We start from the raw sequence: 25,725 nt of genomic DNA on the forward strand, positions 1-25,725 counted from the left end.
GAATGGCCGCTCGGGCAAGCTGGAAAGGTCATCTGAAGGTGGGCGACCTTACATGCGCCGTCGGACTCTACACCGCCGTTTCCTTCTCCGACCGCGTCTCCTTACACATCATCAACCGCAGAACCGGCCACCGGGTGGAACGGCAGTTCGTCGACAGCGAGACCGGCAAACCGGTCGAGCGGGACGACCAGGTCAAGGGCTACCGGATGGAGAATGGCGACTACATCGTCATCGAGGGCGACGAGATCGCCGAAATCATGCCGGAAAGCGACAAGGTCCTTGATGTGAAGGCCTTCATTGCCAGCGACGATATCGACAAGCTTTATTTCGACCGCCCTTACTACCTCGCACCCCTGGACGAGCATGACGAAGAGGCGCTGTCGCTGATCGCCAGGGGCATGCGTGACGGCAAGGTCGCGGCGCTGGCCGAAGCCGTGCTTTTCCGGCGCAACCGAACGCTGCTGATCCGCCCTCATGACGACTACATCGTCGCGACGATGCTGAATTTCGACTACGAGGTGCGCTCGGCCGACACCGTCTTCAAGGACATTCCAGACATCAAGTTCGACAAGGAGATGCTCGAACTCGCAGGCCATATCCTGGAGACCAAGCGTGGCAGCTTCGAACCGAGCGAATACGAAGATCGCTACGAGGCTGCCCTTGTCGAACTGGTGAAGGCGAAGATCGAGGGCTGGGCACCACCGAAGAAGAAGCAGCCGCCGGAACGCAAGGTCGTCGACCTGATGGAAGCGCTGCGTCAGAGCGCGAAGATGGGTGGCAAGGCCCCAACAAAGAAGGCCCTGGCGAAGAAGACGGCGCCGGCGCGCAGCGACAGCCACAGCAAGAAGGCAAGCTGATATGGCCTCGACCCCTGGCGGGCGATAGGCAATCTCAGGCGCACCCGACCTCGCGCGAATGCATCGGTTTGTCGCGCCGGCGAAGCCGCTGGACCTGAAGCGCGTCAAAGTGGATTCCCGCGGTGCGTCTTAAGTCTTTGATTTATGTATGTCGTTTCCCCAAAACTGCTGGCCGTTTTTTCATTGGCGCGACTTCTGGCCGCCTTCCGCGGCCAGGCTCTTTTTCAGCGCATCCATGATATTGATGACATTGCCCGTCGATTTCACCGGTGCGGATTTTTTCGCGGGCGCGGCCTTCTTCAGGCTCTTCTGCTTGCCGCGGATCATCGACTTCAGGCGTTTCTGGATCGGGTCCTGCACCATGGTGGGGCTCCAATCCTTCGTCTCTTCCTTCACAAGTTGCGTCATCAGCGTCAGCAGCTTGCTGTCGATCTCGGTCTTATCGTCGAGTTCGGCCACGGGTTCACGCACCTCGTCGCCGTAGCGCAGGGTCCAAAGAACGATGCCTTTGCCTTGCGGCTCCAGCAGCACGGCACGCTCACGACGATAAAGGACAAGCCGGGCGATGCCGACGACATCATTCGCCTTCATCGCCTCGCGGATGACGCAGAAGGCTTCCAGCCCGACCTTGTCCTCGGGCACCAGAAAATGCGGTTTGTCGTACCAGATCCAATCGATCGAGCCGCGCTGCACGAAACTGTCGATCTCGATGGTGCGGGTGCTTTCGAGCCCGACTTCCTCGATCTCCTCATCTTCGAGAAGAACATAGTCGTCCTCGCCGCGCGGATAGCCCTTCACCTGGTCCCGCTCGGCCACCGGTTTATGGGTGACGCTGTCGACATAGCGGCTTTCGATGCGGTTCTTCGTCTGGCGATTGAGGACATGGAAACGGACCTTGTTGCTTTCGGTCGTCGCCGGCGTCAGCGAGACGGCGGCAGTGACGAGCGAGAGCTTGAGATAACCTTTCCAGAATGTCTGACGTGCCATGTCTGTCCTGTCTCCCGGACACGGTGGGGCATGGCAATCAACGGGCGGGTTCGGCYTTTGGTTCCGGCAATTGAAGACTTCGTTGATCAGATGCGGTCAGTAATCTCCATTTCATGGATCGGCTGCCAACGGGGCCGAGCATTGCGGGCGGAGAGGCCAGAGCCACTCTTTCCTTGCCACCGCCATTTTCCTCTTCAATAATGAAAGCCCCAAGACGTCAGGATATCGGTAATCTGAATGTTGCGACTTTTCGCCAACCTCGTCATCGTCCTCGCATGCAATTTCTTTCTCATCGTCGGCAATGCTGGCCCGTCCTTCGCACAGGAATGCCCCGACCCTGCAAAAGTGTCGAATGCCTCGGCCCAACAAAAACAGGCAAGCAAGCGATATGATCGCGCTCTTCCCAGCTATCGCGACAAATCAGCCCGATACAATCTGGCTCTTGTCGGCGATTCGCTCATCGAGCTCTGGCAGCCCTGGATCAAGGACAGCTTTCCCACGCGCCCAGTGATGAACCTCGGGGTCGCTGGGGATACCACGCAAAATGCATTGTACCGCCTCGATGGTCTAAACCTTCCGGATTTCCATCCCGCCGATGTCGTCGTGCTTATCGGCACGAACAATCTGGGTGCGAAAACTGCGCCATGCGCCGTGGCAGCTGGTGTCGTCGCTGTTGTCAGCAAGGTTCGCGCTCTTTGGCCAGGCGCCCATATTTATGCGTTGTCCATACCGCCTCGGGGCAAGCGCTATGCCTTTTACGAGGATGTACGAATTCCGGCCAACCAGCTTGTAGCATCGTCATTGGCTGAAATGCCGGGTGTCACGTTTGTTCAAATGAACGATGATATGTTGCGGTGCGGTAAGCCAAGCGATAAAGAATGTTCCAACTACAAGCCTGACCATCTTCATTTTAATGAAGGGGCATACAAGCTGATCACGAGCTTCCTCGCCGCAGCGGGTCTACAGCTTTGATTTTTGCCGCTCAGGTGGTTACCAAAACGTAAGGCGGAATGTCATGAGCACCTCATTTGACAGCTACCAACCGATTGGCCTGCAAAGACATAGACCCAGAGCTCGCGCGCAATATCGCATTCGGCGTGAAACCTTCGTGCGGATCGTCCTCTCGGCGATATTTTATATTTCCCTCTGGCGAGCCACCGGCATGTGGTATGGGCTGCCGGCCGACTTCCAGGAGGGCGTCGGCAAAGACCCCATGCCGATGCGACTGTTGCTGATGTCGCTCGTTCCACTCATTGGCCTCTACTGCATCCTGGAGCCCAGGCGAATCTTTGAATTGATTCGCAGCGCCTCGCCGCTGGTCGGCATAGTTTGCTTATGCGTCTTTCTCTCGATTGCTTTTTCCGTCAGCGTCGGAGCCTCGCTTCGGGCCCTCGTTGCGGTCGCATTGCTGACAGCTGGACCCATTCTTTACCGGGCCCGTTACGGAGCCGTTGACACATTTGAAAGCCTGGCGAAATTTGCGATTGCAACGGCTTTCATCAATATTCTTTACACCGCAGCCTTTCCACGGTTCGCCGTGATGAGAGGCAGTTATGCCGGGATGGTGAAAGGGGCATTTTACCACAAAAACATGCTCGGCCAGTTTTCGGCAACAAACTTCATCTTGCTGCTGCCGGCCCTGCCGATGTGGCGTCTGCGCTACTATGATCTCCTGCGATGGGCGGCAATGCTGCTCTACCTCGTGCTCATCGTGCTGGCGAAATCATCGACGGCGATCATCCTGCTTTCGATCGGAATAGCCGTATTCTACGGAATGAGCTGGATTCAGCGCTTTCCAGGCCGCATCTTCAGGTCCTTCGTCGTTCTTCTTGCATTCGCTCTGCTGGGCTTTGTCGTCTCCGTCGCGTTGATGGGTGTGGCACAGGCGATTGCCGAGTCATTCGGGAAAGACCTTACGCTCAGCGGACGTACGAATGTTTGGGAACAGTTGCTGCCGCTGATCTTCGAGCGGCCCCTTACAGGCTGGGGATTTGCCTTGTTCCGACAGCCCGAAATCATGGAGCAATATGTTCGCCTTACCTGGGACGCTCAATCCACCCACAACACCTATATCGAACTTGCGCTGAACATGGGCATACCCGCCACCATCATCTGGACGTCGTTTGTCGTAGTGCGGCTCGTGGCGAAGATGACCTCGTCGCCCCTAAATCAAGCGCTGGCCATTACGAAGAGGAAGGAGGTTGTCATTATCCTCCTGATCTTGATCGGCGCGTTCACCGAAGCCGGAATGATGCTGGCCCCCTTCATCCTATGGCCCCATACCGTGATCGCGCTTACGAGCCTTGGCCCGGAGTTCCTGTCCCGCTTCCGCAAACCGACCCAGGCAGGCGCGCAACATGCATCAGGCTAAAAAGATGACTTCAAATAATCGTAGACTGGTTGGCCTCGATGGGATTCGTGGCCTGGCGGCTATTTGTGTGGCAGTGCATCATACCGAAGGGTTTGTCGGATTTGATGCAGCACCTGCTGCATACCTCGCCGTCGACCTGTTTTTTTGTCTCAGCGGGTTCGTGATTGGCCACGCCTATGAGAAGAAACTCATTCAAGAGTCTTCGCTCTCCGCCAATGATTTCGCCATCAAGCGTCTCATCCGCTTATATCCCCTCTATCTGCTCGGTTTGTTGCTCGGCGTACTCGCATATGCAGGCATGTCGCTCAGCAGAAATCAGCAAATGGATCCCATGCTATTTGCCACCTCGTTGATTGCCTCGATGTTCTTCATGCCGGCGATCGGTGGGACGTCGCTGAAGGCGCCGAACCTGTTCCCCTTCAACGGTCCGTCATGGTCGCTATTCCTGGAGATCGTGATCAACCTCGCCTACGGCTATGCGGCGAGAATGCTGTCCAGCGGCGTGCTCGCCATCATCCTGCTTGCGTCATGGGTTTGGCTGGCGGCGCAAACGCTGGCCCATGGAAGCGCCGACCTGATCCCGCTCGACGGCGCTTTGCTCTCCGGATTTCCCCGCGTTCTCTTTTCCTTCACCCTCGGCATCTTGATGTACCGCTACCGTGAGCGGCTTTCCCCTTCAGGCATCGGAAAAGCAGCCGCAGTGGCAGTCATCGTCGTCGCGACTGCTCTTCTCGTCTTCCAGGCGCCAGCCGCCTTGGTTGGCATAAAGGACCTGATTGTCATCACTGCTTTATTTCCTCTCGCCGTGCTTGTCCTTTACACAGCCAACTTCGATGGCGTGCTGCGACAGCCGCTTCTTATTGCGGGAGAGGCATCTTACGCGCTCTATGCAATTCACGTTCCGCTGCTGGGCTTGCTGTTGGGAGCCTGGAAGGCCGCTGGCCTGGGACAACCGCCGGCCTGGGCGATCTTTGCCATCGTTCTTCCACTGATCGTCCTATTGGCCATTATCGTCACCCGCCTCTACGATGAGCCGGTTCGCAAAGCGCTCAGTGCAGGTAAGGCCATGAAGCTTGGCTGGCGTCGATCCTGATTTTGACGCGACCGCTAAAGCATGTCGCAATCTTTCAGATTCGCTCCTCGCGCTTTACATGTCGTTGTCACAAAACCGCTGCAGAGTTTTGCGCGACATGCTTAAATCGAGAGATAGCGCTTCTGCCAAGGCAGCCTGTGTTCCTGCCATGCGCGCGGCGTGAAGTCGTCATAGGCAGTCTCAGCGATCGCCAGCATCCAGTTCTGCGCCTTGCGGGCCAGCAAGACGCATGACAATTCCATGCCAGGCTCAACCGCAATGGAAGGCCGATTGGCGCCTGGGATATCGATCCCCTTATCACGCCACTGGATGCGGATTTCGTCGGGCTCGGATGTCCACTCTCCGGAGGAAACGGAAGCCTTGCCGTCAGGCTTCAAGCGAAGCGGCGGCGGGGTGACGTTCAGAAAGCTGCCATCGTTGCGATAGTTGCCATCGATATCACCCGCAGTCGCTTTGCCGTTTCTCTCGAGAACGATGTCCTGCTCGCACCGCAGGAATATGTTGCGCCGAAAGCTGCCGGACCACCGACGGTTGGCGAAGAACGCGATGTCGCATTGGCTGATGACGTTGTCGTGGATATCGATGTCTTTGCGAAATGCCAGCTCCTGATCCGAAAACCCGCTCAGGCTGACACCACGATTGGTGTTCTCGATCCAGTTGTCATAAACGTGATGTCCGGCGTGGTCGGCCTTGTCGCCGACGCCGTAGCCGAAGGAATAATCATTCATCCTGCCATCGCGCATGATGTTGCTGCGCACCACCGCGTCATCCCCAATCGACGAAAAGGAGAAATTCTTGCCGCCGATGAAATTGTACTCGACCAGGTATTTTCGCGTTTTGTCGCAGACCAGCGCGCCCTTGTTCGATGCGCTCGCCGGCGACTGCAGGAAGAGGTTGCCGCGGATCACGATATCGGAGCTGATATTGTCGTCGCTGTTTTGATAGGCGAACTGGCAGCAGTCTGCTCCCTCGCCCGGTGCCGCGCCGATGCGATTATTCTCCAGCAACACGTGCGTCGTCTTCGTCAGGTAGATGCCGTCGCCGTTCACATTCTCCGTTTCACAGCGCCTGACGGTGAGATTCTTGCCATTGTGAAATTTGAAGCCGCGAGGGGAATTCTTGACGATAACATCTTCGATCACCGTATCGGAAAACACCTGATAGGCGACGCCGACATCGGGCGCACCATCGATGATCTGTCCGCGTGTAGACGCGCCGTGAACTTTCTTTCGCAGGATGGCGGTCATTACAGTTCCTTCGATACCGGTGCCGCGGGGAATTAAGCAGAGGGCATGTGGCGGATGTTTGAATATGTGGAAATTCAGCTTGTAAACCGCCCATCTTGCAGAAACGACAGGGTCTCGCTCCACATCGTCTTGTTGACGGGCAAGAAAGTGTGGTTTGCCGGTATGACGATATGCGCCGACGCGCCGTCGAGACGGGTGCTCTCCACCGAAACCTTTCCATCATTCGGAACCCTGAGGCCGATGATAAGGGAGGAGACCGGGTCGATGGTCCGATTCCCGGCGATGATGCCAAGTTCGTAATCGACCGTGCCGAACAGCTCGGTCATTGCGGCTTGATCGGTAATCAGCTGCTGTCCTGCCGGTCCATAGACCTTCCTGTATAAGGGCCAGTTCTTGAGGAAATCGGCAATCTGACTGCCGTTGTTCGGCGTTCCGACCATCACAACTCTCCCCAGGTTGGCTGGGCGATAGCGCCTGAGAAACGCGCGGATGATCAGCCCACCCATCGAATAACCGACGAAATGGACCCGGCCGTCGCCTGCCTGCTTCGCAGCGCCGTCGATCTCAGGTCGGATGATGTCGACGAGGTMGCTGATCGAATACTTGGTGGAGGGGTAACCGACATTCACAACCCGATAACCGTGACCGGACAGGAAGCCTGCGAGCTTCGCCATGCTTTTCTTCGTCCGGGCAATGCCGTGAAACAGGAGGACAGTGTCGTTCATCATGTGTCCGCTCAACGGGGCTGCTATCGATCAGGCTCCTATCCTGTAGCTCCAAGCCTAGGCTCGCTATTGCCCGGTCACAATCGGAATCCGAGGCTCATCCTCGCTGCCTTGGAGGCGGCTGGCGAGGGCAACGGTCAGCGCCTGCGCCAGACACATCGGAGCAGCGAGCGAGCGTGAAAACGTATATTCATGCTCGGGAACCGGGAAGAGAACCGTCGCGGACTTGGCCAGAGGCGAAAGCGTGCTGTCGGAAATGGCAACGATAGAAATCCCCCGAGCGGCGGCATCTTCGACCACATTCACGACTTCCGTTGCATAAAAGCGAAATGACACGGCAAGCAGAAGATCGGTGTCCTTCATCGTGCGTGCCATATAGGTGGCAAGCCCGCCACCCGGGTCGAGCAGGACACATCGCTTTCCAAGCATGGTAAGAACGTAGCGCAACAGTTCGACCACCGGGGCCGAACGCAGCTGGCCGATCAAGAAGATCGTCTCGCTTTTCTCCAGGAGGTCGACAGCCGTAGCTAGGTCCTCACCGGAGATTTGCGCGAGTAGATCCTGCAGGGACGCAATATCTCGCACCACAAGGTCGCGGAGAAATCCGGCCTCGCTTCTGTCGGTTCGCGCTCCGAGTTCCGTTTCGAGAGCTTTCTTTCGCGCTTCGAAACCGGGAGCAGCGGTCGAGAGACGACGCTGAAACAGGCCTTGCAGATCCTTGAAGCCCTCATAACCCAAGGATTGTGCGAAACGCACGAAACTGGATGCGTGGATGCCGCAGCGTTCTGCGATCGCATTGACAGAAAGAACCGCCACATCATTGGGGCTCTGGGTTAGGTAAACCGAGATCTTCTGATAGGTCTTGCTCATCCCGTCGTAACGGTCATGGACCAGACGGATGAACTCCTCATAATCGCGCGGTGGGTCGATCTCTGCCATTTCCTAAACCTGCAAATTTCATTGCATCATGCGCTGAACAGCAAAAGAATGGCAATGTCAAATCGGCTAGAGCCTTTCCGGGTTAGATTGCAGCATTCTGTTGGCTGAAACGGGCCGGATGGTCGACCGGCCGGCGCGCGTCGTAGCCCAGCTCTACGGCCAAGCCGGCCGGTCGATCAGCCGGCCCGTTTCAGCCAACCCGAAGGGCCGGGGCTCGACGTGGCGCAAGATCAAAACGACTGTTGTCCGGTCAGCTTTTCAATGATCTTGTCTATGGAAACGGCGAGAACCAGAAGCAGGCCGGTGACGATCAGACGAACTTCGTTCTCCACACCCATGAGATTGAGACCGTTTTGAACCGTGCCGATCACCAAGGCTCCCAGGAGCGCCGCGTGGATAGCACCGCGGCCACCGAACAGGCTCACACCGCCGATCACCGCTGCGGCGATTGATTCCAGCAGCAGCGTTCCGCCGCCGACCCCGCCGCCGGAGAAGACACCGACACCGAGGGTTCTCGACGATGCAACGATGCCGGCGATTGCTGCAACACCACCTGCAATCGCAAAGGCTGCCATGCGGATGAATGGCACTTTGATACCGGCGCGCCGCGCCGCTTCATCATTGTTTCCGACGGCATAAAGATAAAGACCAAACTGGGTCTCGTTCAAGACATAGCCGCCTATGCCAAGGAGAAAAACGAAGATCAGAACGGGCAATGGAATGCCCTGACTGGCATTGAGAACCAGCACCACGACAGCACCCAGAATGCCAGCCCCGACAAGAGGAAGGACCACGCTGTGAAGGGTCGACACGTCAAGTCCTGCTCGCCGCCGCCGTGCGACGCCGGAAAAGATCAGGCCTGACAGCAGCGCAAGTCCCACAAGCCACGTGACCCAGGCGCCGGCGCCGGCGATGGTGGTCTGCGCGATGTATTCGACACCCGTGCCCATCAAGGCATAGCGGGCGGTGGCGGGAAGCAGAAGCAACTGAATACCGTTAAGTGCAAGTCCCAGCCCCAGGGTCACAACGAATGACGGGACCCCGACCCAGTTCACCCAGCGAGCCGAACAGGATCCGATCGCGGCACCGATCAAGACCGCCATCGGAAGTGCCAGCCAGGGCGAGAACCCATAATCGACGATCAGCTTTGCGCTGAAGACCGATGTGACGCCATGTATCGCCGCGATCGAAAGATCGATCTCCTTGACCAGAAGAACAAACATCAAACCAAGCGCCATAATTCCGACGACGGTCGATTGCTGGAGCAGATTTGACAGGTTTCGCGGCGTGAGGAAGATGTCGCTTTGAATGGCAAAGAAGATCCACAATGCGACCAGCGCGATGACGACCGGCAGAGCCCTGAGATCGCTGTTGAGAAGCTCTCCGAAAGTGCGCCGCTTCGGCGCAGCGGTTGTGGAGATGGAAACCATGGCATTCATTCCTCAAACATGGAAAAGTTCTGATCAGCCGGCAAGATTGACGCCCTCGTTGCCGCCGACCATCGCGTTGACGACCATCTCGCCCGTTACATCCTTGGAGCGAAAGCTCGCCGCATTCGCGCCAAGCCGCATGACTTCGATCCGGTCGGTTGAGTTCACGACGAAATGATGGATGTCGTGACTGACAATGACGATACCCAGCCCATCATCGGCCAGGCCGCGGATAAGGTCCGCGACCTGTTGGGCGGCCGAGTGGCTAAGAGCGGCGGTTGGCTCGTCGAGAATGACGACCTTGGGCGTCCATAGAATGGATCTTGCGATAGCGATGTTCTGACGTTGACCACCGGACATGGCGCCCACGGGCCTTGTCAGCGAAAGATTGCCCAGACGCATTCTCGTCATCACTTCACGAGCCCGCACCTCACATTCGGCACGACGAATGCGGCGGCCGAAAATGCCCGAGCCAGTCAATTCACGGCCGAGGAAAAGGTTCTGGACGGCGTCCAGATTGTTACAGAGAGCGAGATCCTGATAGACGGTCGCAATGCCATGCGCGGTCGCATCGGCGGGCGTTCGGATGCTCGCCGGCTTGCCCTCGATTTCGTACTCTCCAGAGTCGGCGGCGTAAACGCCCGCCATCACCTTCACGAGTGTCGATTTACCCGCGCCGTTGTCGCCGACGAGCGCGACGATTTCGCCGGCATGGACTTCAACGGAAGCTCCTCGCAGGGCATGAACCGAGCCGAACGACTTCTGAATGTTGCGCATCGAAATCAGCGGCACGGATTTTTTGATTGAAAAGGCCCTGTCCTCTAAACGGCCTGAATCGGTCGCGGTCATGTCATCCTCAAGAGCGGTCGTGACCCTGCGAGCGGAGGAAAGCGGCCGTACCGCCTCCTCCGCAGCAAGCGATCAGATTAAAGGTTCTTCTTGCAGACGTCGGTCGTTTCGATGCCTTTGCAGATTTCTGCCCAGGTCCAAACGCCCTTCGAGACGACGTCGCCAAGATTGTCCTTCGTGATGTTGCTGACCGGCAGGAATACGGCCGGGACGTCCATGAAGGTGTTGTTGACCTCGCCGTTGACCAGGTCTTTCGGCACCCCCTTGCCTGCAACAATCGATGCGACGACATCGGCGGCTTCTGTTGCCTGAACCTTCAGGTCCTTGAGAACGGAGTTGTCTTGCCACCCTTGTGCGATGTAACGCAGCGCTTCCACAGTGGCATCCTGGCCGCCGGTGACAAGCTTGTCGCCAGGCTTGACCCCTTGCGAGATCAGCGCCGCAACAGAGCCGCCCGTGGTGCCGTCATTCATGCCGAGAAAGACGTCGACATCGCCACCATTCTTCGTGAGGCAATCCTCGGCGAAGTTCTGCGCCAACACCGGATCCCAGTTCTGGGTGTACTGCTCGCAAACGACTTTGACTTTGCCGGAGTCGATCAGTGGCTGAAGAAATTCGTTCTGTCCTTTTTCGTATTGGCCGGTGCCGTACTCACCTTGATTACCCTTGACGCGGGCGACCTTGACCGGCGACTTCGGCATGGCCTTGATCAATTCGGCTGCGCGTTTGCCCTGCGCCTGGCCAACTGCCAGCGAGTCGAAGACGATATGGGCTTCGGCTTTGCCGCCAACGGCGTCATGATCGTAAAGCACGACAGGAACGTTCGCCTTCGCCGCTGCGGCAAGCTCACCGGCGGCAAGGTTTGCGTCTGCGGACGTGAGCAGGATTACCTTTGCGCCCTGGGCGATCGCATCCTCGACCTGAGCCTGCTGCTTATTGGGATCGCCCTGCGCGTTCTGAACCACGACTTCGACGTCGGGTGCCTTTTCCTTCATCGCCTGAACGAAGAACGGCGCGTCGCGGCTCTCAAAACGAATTGTCGTTTGATTTGGCAACAGAAAAAAGACCTTCGCCTTGTCCTGCGCGACTGCCGCCCCGCCCATTGCGGCTGCGATAACTGTTGTGGCCAAAAGGCCGCGTATCAAACGTTCCATCTCTCTTTACCTCCCATGAAACACAGTGAATTCCGGTACCGCCAGATTTCCGCGGAGGGCACCTCCCAGCACCACACCTCTGTCAGCCCATGATTGCCGCCGATTTTCAAATTGCAACAATCATTGCAAATTAGACTAAACAGCAATAAATGCTGAGTCAAAGCATATTTTCAATGTTTAATGCCATTTATTTCATTGGCAATTTTTATTGTCATTTTTGACCGAACGCGCGCTCACACGCGGTGGACGCCACGCTCTTGGAGCAGTTCGATCGGTTTCGGAGACTTAGTTCGCTGGCAACTGATCAGCGTTCACGACTAAGCTCGGGTCAATTTTGCCAGCAAAAAAATCAAGCACGTTTTGCACGGACGCGACGGCCATGCGTTCACCGCATTCACGCGTCAATCCGGCAATATGCGGCGACAGCACCACCTGATCGAAGGCCAGAAGCCGGCAATCTTCGAATGGCGGTTCGTCGTCAAAAACGTCGAGCCCCGCCGCACCAAGATGTTCGGATTGCAACGCTTCGATCAAAGCCGCTTCATCGACAACGCCGCCGCGCGCTGTGTTGACGAGTATGGCGCCAGGCTTCATCGCCGCGAGTTCGTATTTGCCGATTATTGGCCGATCGGCCTTTGGAACATTGATCGAGACGACATCTGCCCACTGAAGCCCTTTCAGAAGGTCATCCGCGCGCAAGACCGGCCCCTTAGGCCAGCCCTGAGCCTGCAGATAAGGATCGAAAGCTCTGATCTCCATGCCAAAGCCCATGGCCATGCGTGATAGGTGACGCCCAATGCGACCAAACCCGATGATCAGCAGGCGTTTTCCCGAAATCTCTTCCGCTTCCAGGCGGTTACGCCATCCCCATTCCGATGGATTGCGCACAGCGCGATCACCGCGAAGAACCCGCTTCGCCGCTGACAGGATCAACATCATGGCATGCTCAGCCACCGAAACCGAATTGACATCACCGACAACGGTGAGCGCGATGCCTCTTTCGTTGAGCGATGCCACATGGACGGCGTCGTATCCAACGCCATGGCGTGAGACGACTTTCAGGCGATTTGCGTTCGCGACAGTCGACGCCGACAAGGGCTGGGTGCGTAGCACCAGCGCGTCAGCCTTGCCGATGAATGGATGATAGGATTGTTCGGAGACTTCTTCCACATAGTCGAACGTTACGCCTGGAGTGCTTTTCAAAAGTGCCACCCCGGACGGATGCAACTTTCCAGCAACGAGAATATGCGGCATCAGTAGGCCCCCTTTTCAGCCGAGCCCGAGATCTGCCCGACGAGGTCGCGAAACTTCGTGACGCTCGCCGCTGCTGCCGCCGCCAAGAGCCGGGTATCGCCTGACACGGTCGTCATATCGAAGCCCCACTGAATGGCGCGGGCGGCATATTCCGGCGTGCCGCAATGGAGAGCGGCACGAATTCTGTTCTTCTTGCAGGCAGCGACGATGCGCTGGAGGGCCTCGATCATTTCCGGCTCCTCACGATCGAAGGCCGGCGCAAGCCGGCCATCCGTCAGACTGAAGGTCAGATCGGCGGGGCCGACGTAAATGCCGTCCAACCCCGGGGTTGCGGCAATCGCATCGAGGTTCTCCATCGCTTGCTTGGTTTCGACCATGGCGAAGGCAAGGATTTCTTCATTCGCCTCACCCGCATAATTCGGCCCAGCGGCAAAGCTGACGCGTGTCGGCCCAAAACTGCGCTGACCGTAAGGCGGATAGCGGAGATAGCTGACGAATTCGGCGGCCTGCACGGCAGTATTGACCATCGGGCAGATCACACCATAGGCGCCTGCATCCAGCACCTTCATGATAATTCCGGGCTCCAGCCAGGGCACGCGCGCCATTGGCACGACACCAGAGGCGCGCATAGCTTGAAACATCGGCAGTACCGAATTGTAGTCCAAAGCCCCATGCTGGATGTCGATCGAGACGGAATCGTAGCCCTGCGCCGCCATGATCTCCGCGGTGAAGGCATTGCCGATTGACAGCCAGCCATTGATCGACGGCCGGCCCTCAGCCCAGATTTCTTTCAATTTGTTCTTGATCATATCAGCCGCCCTCAGAACACGATCTGGGCAAGCTTGGTGTCGAGATAGTCGCTGATCCCTTCGATCCCCCCCTCTCGGCCCATGCCGGAATGGTTGGTGCCACCAAAGGGTGCCTCGGACGCGGCCAGCGCAAAGCTGTTTATACCAACCATCCCTGCCTTCAACGTCGATACTGTCCGCCGGGCGCGATCCGGCGAGCGGGTAAAAGCATAGGCCGACAGTCCCATGTCGGAAGCATTGGCGCGGGACAGAACTTCATCCTCCTCGTTAAACCGCGCGATCGCGGCAATGGGACCGAAATTCTCCTCGGCGAAAACTTTCATATCGTCGGTGACATCGGTCAGAACGGTTGGCTTGTAGAAATGACCAGCGTTGAATTCCGAGGCGCGTTCGCCCCCGGCCGCAACTTGCGCGCCTGCTTTCACGGCGTCCGAGACGATCGACTCGATCTCCGAAAGGCGACCGCCATTGATCAAGGGTCCCATTTGTACGGAAGGATCGAGACCGTCGCCGAGTTTCAGCGCGTTGGCCCGGGAAACGAACCCATCCACGAAGGCGTCATACAGACGTTCATGCACGAAGAAGCGATCCGGCGTTACGCAAACCTGGCCGGCATTTGCGAACTTCGTCGGCACCGACATATTCAGTGCAAGCTCGAGGTCGGCGTCATCATAGACGATCAGCGGGGCGTTGCCGCCGAGCTCCATCGAGACTTTCTTCACCGTATCAGCGGCATCTCGGATCATCTGCTGACCAACGCGGGTCGAGCCGGTCAAGGAGACCTTGCGCACCCATTTGTCGGCCATGATCGGCGTATAGGTGGTCGCGGTCGGACCGACGACCAGATTGACGGCACCATCGGGCAGGTTGCCCGCCCGCATGCAATCAACCATGACCATGGCAACGCCCGGTGTCTGGCTCGAAGGGCGGAGAATGATTGCGCAACCCGCCGCCAGCGCGGGTGCTGCCTTGCGGGCGACGAGTGCCGCCGGAAAATTCCAGGCAGTGAAGGCGCCGACGATGCCGACAGGCTCACGCGACACCTCGAAGCGGCCGCCGGGTACGCGCGATTCGATGATCCGGCCGTAGATGCGGCGTGCCTCTTCCGCAAACCAACGAAACTGGTCGATGGACAATCCCCATTCGCGCTCCGACTGCGCAATTGGCTTGCCGGTCTCCGCCGAAATCATGCTTTTTGCCTCGTCCGTGCGGCGGAGCATCTCGTCGGCGATCCGGTGCAGCGCGTCGGCGCGCGCGAAGGCCGCCGTTGTCCGCCACGCAGCAAAACCCTTGCCGGCCGCCACAAGGGCTTCCTGCGTGTCAGCGGTCGTCGCCACCGGAACAGCACCAAGAGCACTTTGCGTGACAGGGCTTAGGACGTCGGCCATTGTTCCGCCGGTGGCACCACGCCACTTGCCGTCGATATAGAGTCCAAAATTCTGGTACATGGTTCACCCGATTTCGCTGGTTTTTACAATGCGGCCCTCGGCCGCCGATTTGATCGCTGCCTCGGCCAGGATCAGGGCCTGGCGACCGTCCTCGAACCCGACCTCTGGAGGCGTGCCGGCGTCGATCGCATCGACGAAGGCACTGATTTCGGCCATGAAGGCCTCGGCGTAACGGTCGATAAAGAAGTTCAGGAGCGGCGCGCCCTTGCCGGTGAAATCCGCACCGTGCAGCGTCGTCATGTTGGGACGGCGATTTTCGGAGACGACCATTCCCTTCGTCCCGAGCGCTTCAACGCGCTGGTCATAACCGTAGACTGCCTGGCGAGAATTGTTGATGATGCACTGCTTGCCCGATGCCGTCTTCAGCACGACCGTCACGGTATCGTAGTCGTTCAAGCGCTGCATGAGAGCCGGATCGACGAGACGGCTACCCACCGCCGAAACCTCGATCACCTCTTCGCCGAGCATGAAGCGCGCCATATCGAAGTCGTGGATGGTCATGTCGCGGAAGATGCCACCCGATGCTTCGGTGTAGGCCACCGGTGGCATGCCGGGATCGCGCGATGTTATGACGACCTGATGCAAGTCGCCGATATCGCCTGCGCCGATCGCGTCACGAGCCGCCCTGTGACCGGGATCGAAGCGCCGGACAAAACCGAGCATGATCGGCACTTTCGTCGCGCCAATCGTTTCTGCACAACGCTGGACGCGTGCGAAGCTCAGATCGATAGGTTTTTCGCATAAGATCGGTTTGCCGGCCATGACCGCTTTCTCGATGAAGTCGGCATGTGTCGGCGTCGACGTGGCGATCAGGACCGCATCGACATCGCTGTTGGAGAACAAAAGCTCGGCGGAATCGAACACCGTCACGCCAAGCTTGCTCCCGACATCGTCGGCGGCAGGGCGATGAACGTCGAAGACGCCAGCAAGCGTTGCCCGCGGATGGGCAGCGATGTTTTCGGCGTGCATGCGGCCAATGCGACCACAGCCGAGAACGGCGATTTTCAACATAAGGATCCTCCCATTTCAATTTTTGCAATGATTGTTGCTGAACTATTGCTTTGTCAATTAATATTTCGTAACGTCCGGAAAACATGAACCCTGGGAGGAAACCGGATGTCCCGGAAGACTGTACGCTTGACAATGGCGCAGGCGCTTGTGCGCTATTTGTGCAATCAATTCACGGAGATCGATGGTGAGCGTCTCCCGCTTTTTGCGGGCGTGTTCGGTATTTTCGGTCACGGCAACGTGACGTGCTTGTCGGAGGCGCTTGAGGCGGCACAGGATCAATTGCCGACATGGCGTGGTCAAAACGAGCAATCGATGGCGCTCGCTGCGGTCGCGTTTGCCAAAGCCAAGCGCCGACGCCAACTGATGATCGCGGCGACCTCGATCGGGCCAGGCGCAGCCAACATGGTGACGGCGGCGGGCACCGCCCATACCAACCGCCTGCCGGTGCTCCTGATTGCTGGAGATACCTTCGCCAACCGAATTCCCGATCCGGTCATGCAGCAGGTCGAGCACTTCAACGATCCGACTGTGACGGTCAATGACTCGTTCAAACCGGTCACCCGATATTGGGATCGCATCGTTTTGCCGGAACAGATCATCACATCCTTGCCGCAGGCAATTGCGGCTATGCTGGATCCGGCAGATTGCGGCCCCGCCTTCATTGGTCTGTCACAGGATACCCAGGAGGTCGCCTTCGACTATCCAGCCGCCTTCTTCGAGCCTACCGTGTGGTCCATACCCCGCCCGCGCGCCGACAGAAGAAAGCTGGCGGAAGCAGTTGCATTGCTCAAGTCCGCCAAGAAGCCGCTGATCATTTCGGGAGGCGGTGTCCGCTATTCGCTGGCCGAAGAGAAGGTCGCGGAATTTGCCGTCAAACGCGGCATCCCGATCGTCGAAACGATTGCCGGCAAAGGCGCGTTGACTCACAACCATCCCGCTCACGCCGGCCCGATCGGGATCGTCGGATCGACGTCCGCCAATGCGCTCGCCGGCGAGGCGGACGTTATTCTGGCGGTCGGGACGCGACTGCAGGACTTCACGACCGGTTCATGGACCGTGTTTCACCAGGACGCAAAGTTCATTTCGATCAACGCCGCGCGCTTTGACGCGGTCAAACATCGGGCGCTTGCCGTCGTCGGCGACGCTCTTGAAACGGTGATCGAGCTAGACGGCGCACTCGGTGATTGGAAGGCGGATCCCGAACTGCTTGCGAAGGCTCAATCGTTATTTGCCGACTGGAACAAGCTCCTCGATCAGCACCAGGCTGTTACGAACGGACCGATCCCCACCTACGCGCAGGTGATCGGCATCGTCAACGAAACCGCAACCCCGAACGATACGCTGATTGCAGCGGCAGGCGGCACGCCTGGCGAGGTCACCAAAGGCTGGCGCGTCAAGAATCCGAACACATTCGACTGCGAATTCGGCTTCAGTTGCATGGGATACGAGATCGCCGCGGGTTGGGGCCATGCAATGGCGAAAGCAGGTGACGGCACACCGATCGTGATGATTGGCGACGGCACCTATATGATGATGAACTCCGATATCTATTCGACGGTTCTGTCGGGCCACAAGATGATCGTCGTCGTTTGTGACAACGGCGGTTATGCGGTCATCAATCGTCTGCAGCAGTTCAAGGGCGTGCCCGGCTTCAACAATCTCATCAAGGATTGCCGCGTGAAGGAGCCCTTTGCCGTCGATTTCGTGAAGCATGCCGAATCCATGGGCGCGCTTGCCCGTCGCTGCGATAGCCTTGCCGATCTGAAGACGGCGATGGAGTGGGCGCAGACGACGGACCGGACGACGATCGTCACACTGGTTACCGACGCCTACGCCTGGGTGCCAGGCGATGCCGACTGGGACGTCGGCGTTCCAGAAGTTTCTGAGCGTGAATCTGTTCAAAAGGCGCGCGCTGATCAGGAAAAGATCCGCGCCAAGCAGCGTGTAGGCGTTTGAGATGAACAGCATCGACGGAAAGATCGCCGTTGTCACTGGTGGTACCCAGGGGCTGGGCGCAGCGATTGCGCGGCTTTTCGCCAAGGCGGGTGCCGCCGGCATTGTCATCTGCGGGCGCAATGCCGGAAAAGGCAGCACCGTTGCTGCTTCGATAACGAGCGAAACCGGAGTGCCGGTGACGTTTGCACCGGCGGATCTTGAAAGGGTCGAAGATTGCCGATCGGTCCTGGCCAGAACGGATAGTGAATTCGGCAGGGTCGATATTCTGGTCAATGCCGCCGGCCTCACGGACCGTGGTAATCTCTTGAATTCGTCGCCGGACCTTTTCGACCGGATGTTCGCTATCAATGTGCGTGCGCCATTCTTTCTCATGCAAGACGCGGCGAAGCTGATGATCCGTGACGGCGTCAAGGGCAGCATGGTCAATATCGGCTCGACATCGGAGCATGCGGGACAGCCGTTTCTTTCCCCCTACTCTGCTTCGAAGGGTGCGCTGGCGACGCTCACCCGAAACTCAGGCTATGCCCTGATGCGCAACCAGATCAGAGTGAACCAGCTCGATATCGGTTGGATGGCGTCCGATGGAGAAGACCGCGTCCAGCGCGAATATCACGGAGCCGAGCCGGACTGGCTGGCAAAGGCCGCAGCGGCGCAACCCTTCGGCCGCATCCTGGCACCGGGGGAAGTTGCCCGAGCCGTCCTCTTCCTCGCATCCGACGATTCAGGGATGATGACGGGCTCTGTCGTCCATTTCGATCAATCGGTCTGGGGAGCCTATGACGGCGGTCCCCCTGCGCCGGCAGCAGCCTTATCCGCATAAGGGAGAAAACATGAAAACGATCAAGGGACCGGGCATCTATCTCGCCCAATTCGCGGCTGAAGAGGCCCCGTACAATTCTCTTCCGAGCCTCTCGAGATGGGTCGCTGCGAGAGGCTTCGCCGGCGTTCAGATACCGACGTGGGACAATCGCCTGATCGACATGAAGATGGCGGCCGAAAGCAAGACATATTGTGATGATCTCAAGGGGGTACTTGCGGAAAGTGGGCTTGAGGTGACCGAGCTAGGTTCGCATATCACCGGCCAGCTCGTGGCCGTTCACCCCGCTCATGACCGGATCATGGACAGCTTCGCCCCTGCGCATGTCCACAACAATCCAGCCGGCCGGCGCGCCTGGGCGGAAGAGCAGATGCGTTTTGCCGCCCGCGCCTCGCGCAATCTCGGCATCGATCGCCATGTCAGCTTCACCGGGTCCCTGCTTTGGCCTTACCTCTATCCCTATCCCCAATGGCCAGAGGGCCTAGTGGACGAAGCTTTCGACGAGTTGGCAAAACGCTGGTTGCCGATCCTGAACGACTTCGATGAACAGGGCGTCGATCTATGCTTCGAGATCCACCCTTGCGAGGATGTCCACGACGGCCTGACCTTCGAGATGTTTCTCGAGCGTGTTGGCAATCATCGCCGCTGCAACATTCTCTACGATCCGAGCCACTTCGTCCTCCAGGCGCTCGACTATCTGGAATTCATCGATCACTACCACGAGCGGATCAAGATGTTCCATGTCAAGGATGCCGAGTTCCGGCCGAACGGCAAAACGGGCGCCTATGGCGGCTTCCAGCCTTGGTCGAAACGCGCCGGCCGCTTCCGCTCGCTCGGCGACGGTCAGGTCGATTTCGGCGCGATCTTCACCAAACTGGCGACCTATGATTTCGACGGTTGGGCAGTGCTGGAGTGGGAGTGCTTCATTAAACATCCGGAGGATGGCGCCGCTGAGGGCGCGAAGTTCATCCGCGACCACATCATCCGGGTCGCGGACCGCGCATTCGATGATTTCGTGAAATCCGGCGCCAACAAAGACGCCAATCGTGCCATGCTCGGACTTGATTGAGGATTACCATGACGTCAGATTCTTCTTCGCAAATGCCGCTGCGCCTCGGAATGGTGGGTGGCGGCAACGGTGCTTATATCGGCAACATTCATCGTATCGCCGCGCGGCAGGACAGAGCCTGGAAACTGGTGGCAGGCGCATTCGACGTTGATGCTGCTCGTGGTCACGCTTTCGCCGCGAGCGAGGGTCTGGATCAGACACGCTCCTATGACGACTTCAGGGCTATGATCGCTGGCGAGAGCGCTCGCGAGGATCGCATCGACGCCGTCGCTATCTGCACGCCGAACTTTACGCATTTCCCGATCGCCAAGGCCTTCCTGGAGGCGGGCTTCGACGTCATCTGCGAAAAACCTTTGACCGCGACCTTGGAAGATGCAGTCGCGCTCGAAAAATTGGTTCGCGATAGTGGCCGGTTCATGGGTGTCACATATACCTATTCGGGCTATCCGATGATCCATGAAGCCAAGCATATGGTCGCGACGGGCCAGCTCGGAAAAATCCGCACCGTCCAGGCGGAGTACCCACTGGAATGGATGGCAACCGCTATTGAGACCGAAGGTAATGCACAGGCCGCCTGGCGCACCGATCCAAAGAAAAACGGTCGCGGTGGCTCGATCGGCGATATCGGCACGCATGCCTATCATCTGGCCGGCTTCGTCTCAGGCCTCAAGCTTCAATCGCTGACTGCGGATCTCGCCACCTTCGTCGAAGGACGCGCCCTGGATGACAATGCCCATGTCATGCTGCGCTATGAAGGCGGCGCCCGCGGGCTTCTCTGGTCCTCACAGGTAGCACTTGGATCATCAAATGGCGTGCGACTGCGGGTGTTTGGAGATAAAGCCTCGCTGACATGGTTTCAGGAGCAACCGAACGAGCTTGTCCACGCGCGCCTGAATGGACGAACTGAGATAATCAAGCGTGGTGCCGACGAGCTTAGCGACGCCGCCAAAGCGCGGACCCGTACGCCTCCCGGCCATCCCGAAGGTTATCTCGAAGCCTTCGCGAATCTGTATGCCGGCTTTGCCGAGGCAATTCGGGCCAAGCGTGAAGGACGTGACCCGACGGCGATCGGACGTGATATTCCGACCGCGCATGATGGGCTCAAAGGCGTCGCATTCGTTGATGCGGTTGTTGATAGCGCTGCGGCAACCGATCAGCCTTGGCTTGCACCAATTGCTGTTTAAAATTCACATCCCTAACTGGCCGCAGGCCGAAACGAGCGAACGAGGGGAGGCGAATTAACTTGCCCAGGTCGTGAAAGCGGGGGTGCGCTTATTGTCACACCCCCGCCACAAGCGCCTTGTTCTTACTTCGAGACGTCTACCGCCGCCTCATCGATAAGGGCCGCGACCTCCAGGGGCTTTGATTGAGGCAAAGCATGGCTTGCCGCCAAGGTCACGACTTTCCGAGCATTGAGACGAGCCGACATTGCCTTTTGATTTTCAGGAGCAATCATTCTGTCTTCACTTGCTATTTGATACCAGGACGGCTTCTTCCTCCAGGCCGGGGCGGTGATGGCGTCTCCAAAGGTGCCCGCGAGCGGCGCCTTTTGGGTCGCCGCCAAAACGAAACCGTCTTCGGGGGACATATCCTGGCAGAAGCTTTCGTGAAATTTGTCAGCCTTGAGCCACAGGTAGTTGTCGCTGTCCGGCTCGATATTGGCCATTGCCGCAGGAGGATGCCGTTGAGTGATGCTGCCTGGACTTTCGCCTGCGTCGGGAGCGAATGCGGCGATATAGACAAGCCCCGCGACATTCGATTGATCTCCCGCTTCGGTGATGACCGCGCCGCCGTAGGAATGACCTACGAGCAGGACCGGCCCCTTCTGTTGAGCCACCATCTTTCGCGTCCGTTCAGCGTCCTCGGCTAGCGACGTCAGCGGTAGTTCGACGGCGTGAATGGACTGATAGCCCCTATGCGCCAGTTCGAGTATGACCTTGCCCCAATGCGCGGCCCCACCCCAAAAGCCGTGCACCAGAATGATAGTCGGTTTGTTACTCATAGTTTTCTCCTGTTTCCTGCAGCGCCGCGTGTCGCTCCAGGCGCGCAAAGACGCCGTAGCACTTGGATGCAAATTGTCATTATGAATGCATACAAATCGCATTAATTGATCGCATTCAATATGGCTAGGCTTTTCCGATTGATGCGATAGGCCATCTTGACGCAAGGCGAACGAGGCGCATTCACTGACATGCGGGCGAGGCCGGATGTTCGGGCATGAGCCTTCGCATCCCGATGCCACCGGCGACAGAGACTCATGCCGGACAAATATTATGTCTCCCTGCAGTGATTGACGATCAATTGAATGCATTTGTTTTGAGCTTTCATGCATTCGTTTTTTGCATTCGTTCGCCCAGAAAATTGGCTTTAAAACGTTAACCTTCGTAATTGATCGCATAATTGAATGCATTATCGGTAGATTTGACTGCTATTTATGCATAATCAATGTGGCATGGTGCTTGCAATTGGATGGATGCTCCCCGGATGGGGATCGGATTTCAATCAAGGAGCCATCCATGCCCGCAGTGACCAAGCCAGCCAATCAAAAAGGCGACTTTCTTGTCGATTACGAGGACAAGGTTTTCGAGGACGTACAGGCCGGCGAAGGCGAAAAAGCCCTCGTCACCTTCCATACCGTGGCCTTCGAAGGATCGATCGGATTCGTCAACCTGCTGCAGGCGACACGCCTGAAGCGGAAGGGTTTCGAAACCTCGATCCTTCTCTACGGCCCGGGCGTGACGCTCGGCGTTCAGCGCGGTTTTCCGACGCTCGGTGCGGAGGCCTTTCCCGGCCATCTGAATTTCAACAACCAGATCGTCAAGTTCATGGAAGAAGGCGGCAAGGTCTATGCCTGCCGTTTTGCCCTTCAGGCGCTTTACGGCCATGGCGAAGGCGCGCTGATCCCCGGCATCACGCCGATCAGTCCGCTCGACGTTCTCGACCTGATCCTGATCCATCGCCGCGACGGCGCCTTCATCCTTGATACCTGGACGCTCTAAGCACCAGGCGCGCCCCGAAGAAGAAGCGGCGGAGCCTTGGCGCTCCGCCTCCTGCCCCGTCAATCGAGGATTTCGTCATGGAGAAAAAACCGAGCGTCCGGGTTGCCGCCGCGCAGATCGCGCCGGATCTGACCTCGCGCGAGAAAACACTGGCCCGGGTGCTGGATGCAATTCGTGAAGCAGCCGCCAAAGGCGCCGAGCTGATCGTCTTTCCCGAAACCTTCGTCCCCTGGTACCCCTATTTTTCTTTCGTGCTGCCGCCTGTTCTCTCCGGCAAGGAGCACGTGCGACTTTACGAGGAAGCCGTCACGGTGCCGAGCGCTGCCACCGATGCCGTCTCGGCAGCCGCCCGCGAGCATGGCATCGTCGTGGCGCTTGGCGTCAACGAGCGTGACCACGGATCGCTCTACAATGCCCAGCTGCTGTTTGATGCCGATGGCACGCTCATCCTCAAGCGTCGCAAGATCACCCCGACCTTTCACGAGCGGATGATCTGGGGCCAGGGCGACGCCTCCGGCCTGAAGGTGGTCGACAGCGCCGTCGGACGCCTTGGGGCGCTGGCCTGCTGGGAGCATTACAATCCTCTGGCCCGCTACGCCCTGATGGCGCAGCACGAGGACATCCATATCGCCCAGTTTCCAGGCTCCATGGTCGGGCCGATTTTTGCCGACCAGATGGAAGTCACCATCCGCCACCATGCGCTGGAAAGCGGTTGCTTCGTGGTCAATGCCACCGGCTGGCTGACCGACGGGCAGATCGCCTCCATCACGTCGGACGCCGGCCTGCAGAAGGCCCTGCGCGGCGGTTGCATGACCGCGATCATCTCACCCGAAGGCAAACACGTCGTGCCGCCGCTGACAGAAGGCGAAGGCATCCTGATCGCCGATCTCGACATGAGCCTGATCGTCAAACGCAAGCGGATGATGGATTCGGTCGGCCATTATGCCCGACCCGAGCTGCTGCATCTTGTCATGGATGGCCGCGCCACTGCGCCGATGGTCACCACCACCCAGCCATCCCTCCCCACAGCCGAAGCAAGGACCCTTTCCCATGGAGAATACGACACGTCTGCCGACCGAGGTTCTGATCAACGAATTGCAGTCCTACGGAGCCCGGCTCGTTGACCCCAAGGCCGGACATGAAAGCCGCCGCGGTGGTGCCGGACCTTCCGACCATAAGGCTCTGACCATTGACGGCATGACGGTGATGGTGCCGGTTCACACCGCACCTGCGTTCGAGAGCCCCTATCTGGTGGAAAAGCCGGACGAGATGGGCCGCAGCCGTATCAGCCGGGATGGCACGGTGCTGGGCGAAGTCTCCTTCCCTTTGCGCCCACGCTTCTACGAGCGCTCGACCGCCGACGGCATTCCCTATTCGCAGATCGCCGTTCTGCACGGCAAGGACGTGCTTGCCACGACCGTGCTGCAGACCTGCATCCGCTATCAGAGCCGCACCAAGACCTGTCAGTTCTGCGCCATCGGCCAATCGCTGGCCGCCGGCCGCACCATCGCCCATAAGACGCCAGAGCAGCTTGCGGAAGTCGCCAAGGCGGCCGTCGAACTGGACGGCGTCAAGCATATGGTGATGACCACCGGCACGCCGAAGGGCGACGACCGCGGTGCTGCGATCCTCGCCGACAGCGCCCGCGCCATCAAGGCGGCCGTCAACATTCCCATCCAGGCGCAATGCGAGCCGCCGGAAGACGATATATGGTTCAGCCGCATGAAAGAGGCCGGCGTCGATGCCCTCGGGATGCATCTGGAGGGCGTGACGCCGGAGGTGCGTGCCCGCATCATGCCGGGCAAGGCGCAGGTCTCGATCGCCAAATACATGGCCTCGTTCAAGGCCGCAGTGGAGGTCTTCGGGCGCGGCCAGGTCTCGACCTATATTTTGGCGGGGCTCGGCGACAGCCGTGAAGCCATTCTGGACATCTGCGAAAAGCTGGTTGCGCTCGGCGTCTATCCCTTCGTTGTGCCCTTCGTGCCGATCTCTGGCACGCCGCTCGAAGGCCATCCGGCGCCGAGGCCCGACTTCATGCACTCGATCCTCGGCCCCTTGTCCAGGATGCTGGTCGCCAGCGGCTTGAAGGCCGTCGACATCAAGGCCGGCTGCGGCAAATGCGGCGCCTGCTCCGCCCTTTCCACCTATGAAAGGATGCTCACCAAATGATGCTCGAAACCTTTGCTCCCTACCGCTCGAGCGAATTCCAGGTGAAGTTCGCAACCTCCGCCTGGGAGCGCAGCCAAGCGCATGGGCTGCGCCGTGCCGTCTTCTGCGAGGAACAGCAGATCTTCGAGGGCGATGACCGCGACGCGATCGACGATCATGCCATCCCGATCGTGGCGCTCTCCATGCTCGGCATTGCCGCCGATCAGCTGGTCGGAACGGTGCGCATCCATCAGGCCGAACCCGGTCTCTGGTGGGGCTCGCGACTGGCGGTCCATCGCGATTTCCGCAAGATCGGCGCCCTGGGGGCGACCCTGATCAAACTCGCCGTGTCCTCCGCCAACGCGATCGGATGCCACACGTTCCTCGCCAATGTGCAGGTGCAGAACGGTCTGCTGTTCCGCAGGCTGCACTGGGATGTGATCGAGGAGTTCGAGGCATATGGCAAGCCGCATCTCAGGATGAAGGCCGATCTTGCCTATTATCCGCCTTGCGCCACTCCCGAGGCAGGCTTCACCGCCCTTTCCAGAAAGGCGGCGTGAGA

General features: G+C 58.6%; 24 protein-coding genes. 12 read left to right on the top strand and 12 right to left on the bottom strand.

Going from position 1 to position 25,725, the window contains the following annotated elements; all coding sequences use genetic code 11:
- The first annotated feature begins 2 nt into the window (after positions 1-2).
- Positions 3-857, top strand: coding sequence for a non-homologous end joining protein Ku (gene ku, locus AC1ECN_RS03240; RefSeq protein ID WP_130671951.1), 855 nt, complete (start codon positions 3-5; stop codon positions 855-857).
- Between the two features lie 180 nt (positions 858-1,037).
- On the opposite strand, the gene ku (AC1ECN_RS03245) is transcribed toward ku (AC1ECN_RS03240), so the two are convergent.
- Positions 1,038-1,844 (bottom strand): non-homologous end joining protein Ku, encoded by an 807-nt coding sequence (gene ku / locus AC1ECN_RS03245; RefSeq protein ID WP_018072531.1) that lies wholly within the window; start codon positions 1,842-1,844, stop codon positions 1,038-1,040.
- A 237-nt stretch (positions 1,845-2,081) separates the two neighbouring features.
- On the opposite strand from ku (AC1ECN_RS03245), the gene AC1ECN_RS03250 reads away from it, so the two are divergent.
- From AC1ECN_RS03250 to AC1ECN_RS03260, 3 genes are read left to right on the top strand one after another with little or no spacing between them, the layout of a single operon-like run.
- The gene (locus AC1ECN_RS03250; protein WP_130660923.1) at positions 2,082-2,816 is read left to right on the top strand and encodes a GDSL-type esterase/lipase family protein; all 735 of its coding nucleotides are present in this window, start codon (positions 2,082-2,084) and stop codon (positions 2,814-2,816) included.
- Between the two features lie 43 nt (positions 2,817-2,859).
- On the top strand, positions 2,860-4,215 hold the full coding sequence (locus tag AC1ECN_RS03255) for an O-antigen ligase family protein (RefSeq protein WP_130671950.1): 1,356 nt from the start codon (positions 2,860-2,862) through the stop codon (positions 4,213-4,215).
- A complete protein-coding gene (locus AC1ECN_RS03260) occupies positions 4,202-5,308 on the top strand; it encodes an acyltransferase family protein (protein WP_080634397.1) in 1,107 nt (368 codons plus the stop codon). The genes AC1ECN_RS03255 and AC1ECN_RS03260 overlap by 14 nt, the downstream gene beginning before the upstream one ends.
- Positions 5,309-5,409: 101 nt before the next feature.
- On the opposite strand, the gene AC1ECN_RS03265 is transcribed toward AC1ECN_RS03260, so the two are convergent.
- The 10 genes from AC1ECN_RS03265 to iolG form a co-directional block, all read right to left on the bottom strand.
- Positions 5,410-6,555 (bottom strand): right-handed parallel beta-helix repeat-containing protein, encoded by a 1,146-nt coding sequence (locus AC1ECN_RS03265; protein ID WP_130671949.1) that lies wholly within the window; start codon positions 6,553-6,555, stop codon positions 5,410-5,412.
- Between the two features lie 74 nt (positions 6,556-6,629).
- Positions 6,630-7,280 carry a lipase family alpha/beta hydrolase gene (locus AC1ECN_RS03270; protein WP_477952186.1) on the bottom strand — a complete coding sequence of 217 codons (651 nt, stop codon included), beginning with the start codon at positions 7,278-7,280 and terminating at the stop codon, positions 6,630-6,632.
- A gap of 66 nt (positions 7,281-7,346) precedes the next feature.
- Positions 7,347-8,219 carry a MurR/RpiR family transcriptional regulator gene (locus tag AC1ECN_RS03275; RefSeq protein ID WP_130660921.1) on the bottom strand — a complete coding sequence of 291 codons (873 nt, stop codon included), beginning with the start codon at positions 8,217-8,219 and terminating at the stop codon, positions 7,347-7,349.
- A gap of 230 nt (positions 8,220-8,449) precedes the next feature.
- Positions 8,450-9,547 carry a sugar ABC transporter permease gene (locus tag AC1ECN_RS03280; protein ID WP_245484705.1) on the bottom strand — a complete coding sequence of 366 codons (1,098 nt, stop codon included), beginning with the start codon at positions 9,545-9,547 and terminating at the stop codon, positions 8,450-8,452.
- Between the two features lie 135 nt (positions 9,548-9,682).
- Positions 9,683-10,498 carry an ATP-binding cassette domain-containing protein gene (locus AC1ECN_RS03285; protein WP_130660919.1) on the bottom strand — a complete coding sequence of 272 codons (816 nt, stop codon included), beginning with the start codon at positions 10,496-10,498 and terminating at the stop codon, positions 9,683-9,685.
- Between the two features lie 77 nt (positions 10,499-10,575).
- Positions 10,576-11,652: an ABC transporter substrate-binding protein gene (locus AC1ECN_RS03290; RefSeq protein WP_130671946.1), complete on the bottom strand. Its 1,077-nt coding sequence runs from the start codon at positions 11,650-11,652 to the stop codon at positions 10,576-10,578.
- A gap of 285 nt (positions 11,653-11,937) precedes the next feature.
- Positions 11,938-12,906, bottom strand: a complete 969-nt coding sequence (locus AC1ECN_RS03295; protein WP_477952190.1) for a hydroxyacid dehydrogenase — start codon at positions 12,904-12,906, stop codon at positions 11,938-11,940.
- Positions 12,906-13,715, bottom strand: a complete 810-nt coding sequence (locus AC1ECN_RS03300; RefSeq protein ID WP_130660916.1) for an HpcH/HpaI aldolase family protein — start codon at positions 13,713-13,715, stop codon at positions 12,906-12,908. Before AC1ECN_RS03300 ends, AC1ECN_RS03295 begins: the two co-directional genes overlap by 1 nt.
- Positions 13,716-13,726: 11 nt before the next feature.
- Positions 13,727-15,163, bottom strand: a complete 1,437-nt coding sequence (locus AC1ECN_RS03305) for an NAD-dependent succinate-semialdehyde dehydrogenase (RefSeq protein WP_130671944.1) — start codon at positions 15,161-15,163, stop codon at positions 13,727-13,729.
- 3 nt (positions 15,164-15,166) lie between these two features.
- A complete protein-coding gene (gene iolG / locus AC1ECN_RS03310; RefSeq protein WP_130660914.1) occupies positions 15,167-16,174 on the bottom strand; it encodes an inositol 2-dehydrogenase in 1,008 nt (335 codons plus the stop codon).
- A 105-nt stretch (positions 16,175-16,279) separates the two neighbouring features.
- Between iolG and iolD the strand changes: the two genes are divergently transcribed.
- The 4 genes from iolD to AC1ECN_RS03330 are packed head-to-tail and all read left to right on the top strand — an operon-like array spanning position 16,280 to position 21,200.
- On the top strand, positions 16,280-18,130 hold the full coding sequence (iolD, locus tag AC1ECN_RS03315) for a 3D-(3,5/4)-trihydroxycyclohexane-1,2-dione acylhydrolase (decyclizing) (RefSeq protein WP_130671943.1): 1,851 nt from the start codon (positions 16,280-16,282) through the stop codon (positions 18,128-18,130).
- A 1-nt stretch (position 18,131) separates the two neighbouring features.
- Entirely contained in the window at positions 18,132-18,950 is an 819-nt protein-coding gene (locus tag AC1ECN_RS03320) for an SDR family oxidoreductase (protein WP_130671942.1), read from the top strand.
- 10 nt (positions 18,951-18,960) lie between these two features.
- Positions 18,961-20,016, top strand: a complete 1,056-nt coding sequence (locus AC1ECN_RS03325) for a sugar phosphate isomerase/epimerase family protein (RefSeq protein WP_130660911.1) — start codon at positions 18,961-18,963, stop codon at positions 20,014-20,016.
- 50 nt (positions 20,017-20,066) lie between these two features.
- Positions 20,067-21,200 (top strand): Gfo/Idh/MocA family protein, encoded by a 1,134-nt coding sequence (locus tag AC1ECN_RS03330; RefSeq protein ID WP_130673481.1) that lies wholly within the window; start codon positions 20,067-20,069, stop codon positions 21,198-21,200.
- A gap of 122 nt (positions 21,201-21,322) precedes the next feature.
- Here AC1ECN_RS03330 and AC1ECN_RS03335 read toward each other — a convergent pair whose 3' ends face one another.
- The gene (locus AC1ECN_RS03335; RefSeq protein ID WP_130671941.1) at positions 21,323-22,018 is read right to left on the bottom strand and encodes an alpha/beta hydrolase; all 696 of its coding nucleotides are present in this window, start codon (positions 22,016-22,018) and stop codon (positions 21,323-21,325) included.
- A gap of 514 nt (positions 22,019-22,532) precedes the next feature.
- Between AC1ECN_RS03335 and AC1ECN_RS03340 the strand changes: the two genes are divergently transcribed.
- The 4 genes from AC1ECN_RS03340 to AC1ECN_RS03355 all read left to right on the top strand — a co-directional run bounded on the left by AC1ECN_RS03340 (position 22,533) and on the right by AC1ECN_RS03355 (position 25,723).
- Positions 22,533-23,015 (top strand): MSMEG_0572/Sll0783 family nitrogen starvation response protein, encoded by a 483-nt coding sequence (locus tag AC1ECN_RS03340; RefSeq protein ID WP_003545449.1) that lies wholly within the window; start codon positions 22,533-22,535, stop codon positions 23,013-23,015.
- Positions 23,016-23,092: 77 nt separating this feature from the next.
- The gene (locus AC1ECN_RS03345; protein WP_130671940.1) at positions 23,093-24,139 is read left to right on the top strand and encodes a Nit6803 family nitrilase; all 1,047 of its coding nucleotides are present in this window, start codon (positions 23,093-23,095) and stop codon (positions 24,137-24,139) included.
- The gene (locus tag AC1ECN_RS03350; protein WP_130671939.1) at positions 24,066-25,184 is read left to right on the top strand and encodes an MSMEG_0568 family radical SAM protein; all 1,119 of its coding nucleotides are present in this window, start codon (positions 24,066-24,068) and stop codon (positions 25,182-25,184) included. Before AC1ECN_RS03345 ends, AC1ECN_RS03350 begins: the two co-directional genes overlap by 74 nt.
- The gene (locus AC1ECN_RS03355; protein ID WP_130671938.1) at positions 25,181-25,723 is read left to right on the top strand and encodes an MSMEG_0567/Sll0786 family nitrogen starvation N-acetyltransferase; all 543 of its coding nucleotides are present in this window, start codon (positions 25,181-25,183) and stop codon (positions 25,721-25,723) included. The genes AC1ECN_RS03350 and AC1ECN_RS03355 overlap by 4 nt, the downstream gene beginning before the upstream one ends.
- The last annotated feature ends 2 nt before the right edge of the window (positions 25,724-25,725 follow it).

This window comes from Rhizobium sp. 01N447_2, assembly GCF_056399245.1.